This window comes from Haloferax sp. s1, assembly GCF_058382125.1.
In genome coordinates, this window is the sequence record NZ_JBZRPK010000438.1 from 1 (window position 1) to 4,604 (window position 4,604).

Genomic DNA, 4,604 nt, shown 5'->3' on the forward strand with positions numbered 1-4,604 from the left:
TCGCGCCGCCGAAGGGGAGGTCCATCACGGCGCACTTCCACGTCATCCACATCGAGAGACCGATGCACTCGTCTTCGGTCACATCCGGGTGGAAGCGGAGGCCGCCCTTGTAGGGGCCGCGGACGCTGTCGTGCTGTGCGCGGTATCCGGTGTACACGGCCGTCGAGCCGTCGTCACGTTCGAGGGGAACCGAGACGCGGTGAACCTGGTTTGGGTGGTGAAGGCGCTCGATGACGCCAGGGTCCACGTCGAGGTGTGCCGCCGCGCGTTCGAGCTGTCGGCGGGCCGTTTCGAGGGCTGTCTCTTCCGTCGGTTCGTCGTCCGTCGAGGTGGATGGTGCTGCGGATGCCATAGTGCATTCGTGCCGGTTGCTTCCCGGCGAAGCCAGTCGACAGGGGTGCTGTCTCACGCCATCGCCGACCGTTATTTCCGTAGTCAGCAGGCGCTTTCGCATTCCTCGACGGTCGGTAATTATAATGGTTGTTATCTGATTTCGCTCGGGGCAATAGTTGTCATGCACCGCGACGCCGGCTTCGACCGGTACGATTTTATCATGGTCTTACACATCCTCGGCTATGACCGGTCTGTACTACGAGGAGTTCGAGGTCGGCCAGACTATCGAACACGAAAAGCGCCGCACCGTCTCCGAGTCGGACAACCAGCAGTTCTGCGATATGACGATGAACCAGCAGCCGCTCCATCTCGACGCCGAGTTCGCGTCCGAGACGCAGTTCGGCGAGCGGCTGGTCAACGGTCTCTACACGATGAGTCTCGCCGTCGGCCTCTCGATTCCCGACACGACCGACGGAACCATCGTGGCGAACCTGAGTTACGACGACGTGTCGCATCCGAACCCGGTGTTCCACGGCGACACGCTCCGCGCGCAGACGACCGTCCTCGACAAGCGCGAGACCTCCGACGGCGAACGTGGCGTCGTGACGATGAACGTCGAGGTGTTCAATCAGGACGACGACCTCGTCTGTGAGTTCGAGCGGACGGCGCTATCGCTGAAGAAAGGGTTCGTGGACGCCGGGTGAGTTGTCATGGCTATCTCGTCCGTAGCCGGGGTTATCTCGCCTGTAGCCGGGGTTGTCTCACCTGTATCCGGGACTGTTTCGTCTGTAGGAACGGAACGCGGTCGCCCAGTCGCCTAGCCAAATATCGTGACGAGGATGAGTTGCGTATTCATCAACCCGGCGACACCCCAGGGGACGGCGACGCTGATTGGTATCGCCGCTCGATAACGAGTTGGGAGCATCTCCCACGCGACGAGAGCGACCGCGAGGACGACGAGTTTCAATAAGAGCAGTGACCCGACCGGCCCGAAACTCGGAATAAGCTTGATGACGACCGGGTTCAGTTCCGTCAATCCCTGTCCAAGCCCGTACAGCGTCGTTAACACGTCGAGGACGAGCGCCAGCATGGTCACGAGCCAAAGGCCGTGGTCACCGCGCACTACATCTGACAGAAGTTCCTGTATCATCCCGGCCCGGGGGATTTCGTGACTCATGATGGACGAACCGACAGACGAGCACCCCCCGAATGGGAGCGTGTCGACCTGCGATACAACGTATCGAGTCGCGTCCATCCTCAGTACAAACTGCTTAAGTCAATTATTTAGACAGTAACTACCGGCGAAACCGGTGCGTAACGCGGAGCAGATTGCAGAAATACAGTACGAGTTCGGTTGGCTGTTGGGCTGCCTACCGCTCACCCGACTCCCGACACCCCGTTCAGAGAACGGTGCCGTGTTTCTTGTCCGGGAGCGACTTGTCCACGTCGGCGTAGAACTCGAAGCGGTTGACGAGTTCCTCGCGGAGGCTCGACGGCGGGACGATTTCGTCGATAACGACTTCGCTCGCCATCCGGTGAGCGTCGATATCCTCGCGGTACTCCTCGCGGAGTTCGTCCTCGCGCTGTTTGCGCTCCTCGGGGTCGTCGATTGCGGCGAGTTTGTTCGCGTAGACGGCGTTGATGGCCGCTTCCGGACCCATGATTCCGATTTCTCCCGATGGGAGTGCGATAACGCTGTCTGGGTCGTAGGCGGGTCCACCCATCGCGTAGATGCCCGCACCGTAGGCCTTGCGGACGATGACGGTCTGTTTGGGGACCGTCGCCGACGACGTGGCGTAGATGAACTTCTTCCCCTTCTCAAGAATGGCGTCCTTTTCGACCTGCGACCCGGCCATGAAGCCCGGCGTGTCACAGAGATAGAGCAGCGGAATCTCGTAGGCGTCGCACGTCCAGATGAACTCTGCGGCCTTCTCCGCGGCGTCGGGGAAGATTGCGCCCGAGCGCTCGGTTGGCTGGTTGGCGACGATACCAACCGGGCGGCCGTCGATTCGCGCAAACGCGGTGACGATTTCCTTGCCGTAGTCGGGTTTCAGTTCGAACACCGATTCGGCGTCGACGACGCGTTCGATGAGGTCGTGGGCGTCGTAGGGGCGGTTCGGCGACTCGGGGATGAGTTCGTCGATACCGCCGGGGGAAAGCCGCGGTGGCTTCGGCTTCGAGCGCGGCGGTTTCTCGCCCGCTTTGTCCGGAAGGTACGTGATGAGTTGCGAGACGAGTTCGCGGGCGTGCTGCTCGTCGCGGGCGACGAGGTCGGCGCTGCCGGATTCCTGGGCGTGCATCTGCGCGCCGCCGAGGTCCTGCATGGAAATCTCCTCGCCGGTGACCATCTTCACCATGCGCGGCGAGGCGATAGCCATCGCGGACATCCCTTCGACCATGATGGTGAAGTCGGCGAAGACCGGGGTGTACGCCGCACCGGCGATACACGGCCCGTAGAGGACGCAAATCTGCGGGACGTAGCCCGAGAGCATCGAGTGGTTGTAGTAGTACTTCCCGATGCCCTCGCGGTTGGCGAAGAAGCCGGTCTGCTGGTCGATACGGCCGCCGGAGGAGTCCATCAGGTACAACACCGGCTTGCCGGTCTTGAGCGCCCGCTGTTGCATCCGGAGGAACTTCTCGACGCCGCGACGGGCCATCGACCCGGCCTTGACGGTGAAGTCGTTGGCCATGAAGTGCAGGTCGCGGCCTTCGAACGCCGCGGCACCGGTGAGGAGACCGTCTCCTGGCAGGCGGGTGTTCGGGTCCGCCTCGTCGACTTCGGGGGAGTTCTCGTGCCACGAGTCGAAGTTGGCAAATTTGCCGTCTTCGAACTTCAGTCCCTCTGGGAACCAGAGGTCGAGGCGGTCGCGGACGAACAGTTTCCCCGACTCGGGGAGACGGTCCTTGTACTTCTGGGGTCCTCCACCGAGAATGTCGGCGATTTCCTCACGGAGCTTTTCTTCCCGTTCCGTCGGACTTACGTCATCGTCGTCGAGGGGGAAGGCGTCCGCGGGCGGTTCGGCATCCGCCACGGATTCCTCGCCATCGCCAACGAAGACGTTCACGTCCGTGCCGAGGTGTCGAGCCAGCGCGCTCGCGATGGCTTCGGCCTCGTCACCAGTCGCGCCGTCGCCGATTCTGACCTTCATACTCTGGGATGCGTCACCGTATTCAAAATGGTTTTCCATGTATGATTCGACGAACGACCAGAAAATCGGATACCGCCAAGCCGTGCCGTCAGTCGAGAACGGATGCAGCCAGTAACTCAGTCAAGCGCCGATTCGAGTTCCGTCACGAGGTCGGTGTTTCCGATGTAAAGCGGGGTGCGCGCGTGGAGTTCGTCCTTGTCAACGTCTAGAAGCGACTTCGTGCCGTCAGACGTGGCACCGCCGGCCGTCTCGATGACGTAGCCGATTGGGTAGCCTTCGAACTGCACGCGGAGTTTGCCTTCAGGTGCCGACTGAAGCGTCGGGTAGCTGAAGATGCCGCCGTAGGTAAGAATCTGGTTCACGTCGCCAATCATCGACCCACCGTAGCGGAGCTTTCGCGACGCATCCTGCTCGACCTCGCGCGCGAACGCTTCGAAGTCGTCGGTCCAGTCGGGGACGCGGCCCCCGAAGGCGTAGACGGTTCCCTCCTCGGGAAGTGGGATATCCTCTCGAACGAGTTCGTAGCTCGAATCGTCGTAGACGACGTACTCGTTGACGGTGCCGTCGCGGGCGACAATCATCGTCATGACGGGTCCGTAGAGGACGTAGCCGGCGGCGACGAGGTCGCGGCCGTGCGCCGGAAGCGGCCCGTCGTAGACGGCGAAGATGGTCCCCATGGTGTTGTTCGGCTTCAGGTTCGACGAGCCGTCGAGCGGGTCGAGTGCGACCGACAGCGAGCCGTTACCCACGTCGATGGACTCGGGTCGCTCCTCGCTCGCGTATTCGCCGACACCCTCTAGCGCACCGATTCGCTCGCAAAGCAGGTCGTCTGCGAACACGTCCGCAGCCATCTGCGTCTCGCCGCTCGGGTTTTCTTCCTCGGCGGCGACGCGGCGGCCCGGCAGCCCCGTTCGAATCTCGGGGGCGGTGCTGGCGATGACATCGACAACTTCGTCGATAGTAAAAAAAAAAAAAAAGACATTACAGACACCCCTCGGAGGGACCGCGAGATGTGAGCGCCACGGTGCCATCGAGATGGGAAGCGAGACAAGAGGTTGTCCTGGACGTGGATGGTACCCGACTCGAAGTGGAGGGTGTGCTGGCACAGATAATCATGTGGGT

5 protein-coding genes are annotated in these 4,604 nt (G+C 61.8%); 1 reads left to right on the top strand and 4 read right to left on the bottom strand.

The window, feature by feature from the left end; all coding sequences use genetic code 11:
- A partial coding sequence (locus tag QT222_RS06140) for a Glu/Leu/Phe/Val dehydrogenase dimerization domain-containing protein (protein WP_491476645.1) occupies positions 1-352 on the bottom strand: 352 nt, incomplete at its 3' end.
- Positions 353-575: 223 nt separating this feature from the next.
- On the opposite strand from QT222_RS06140, the gene QT222_RS06145 reads away from it, so the two are divergent.
- Positions 576-1,037, top strand: coding sequence for a MaoC family dehydratase (locus tag QT222_RS06145; protein ID WP_491476646.1), 462 nt, complete (start codon positions 576-578; stop codon positions 1,035-1,037).
- Positions 1,038-1,150: 113 nt separating this feature from the next.
- Here the strand turns inward: QT222_RS06145 and QT222_RS06150 are convergent, their stop codons facing one another.
- The 3 genes from QT222_RS06150 to QT222_RS06160 form a co-directional block, all read right to left on the bottom strand.
- The gene (locus QT222_RS06150) at positions 1,151-1,510 is read right to left on the bottom strand and encodes a DUF5658 family protein (protein WP_491476647.1); all 360 of its coding nucleotides are present in this window, start codon (positions 1,508-1,510) and stop codon (positions 1,151-1,153) included.
- Between the two features lie 223 nt (positions 1,511-1,733).
- Entirely contained in the window at positions 1,734-3,482 is a 1,749-nt protein-coding gene (locus QT222_RS06155; protein WP_491476648.1) for an acyl-CoA carboxylase subunit beta, read from the bottom strand.
- A gap of 116 nt (positions 3,483-3,598) precedes the next feature.
- Positions 3,599-4,513: a class 1 fructose-bisphosphatase gene (locus QT222_RS06160; RefSeq protein WP_491476649.1), complete on the bottom strand. Its 915-nt coding sequence runs from the start codon at positions 4,511-4,513 to the stop codon at positions 3,599-3,601.
- Positions 4,514-4,604 lie beyond the last annotated feature (91 nt).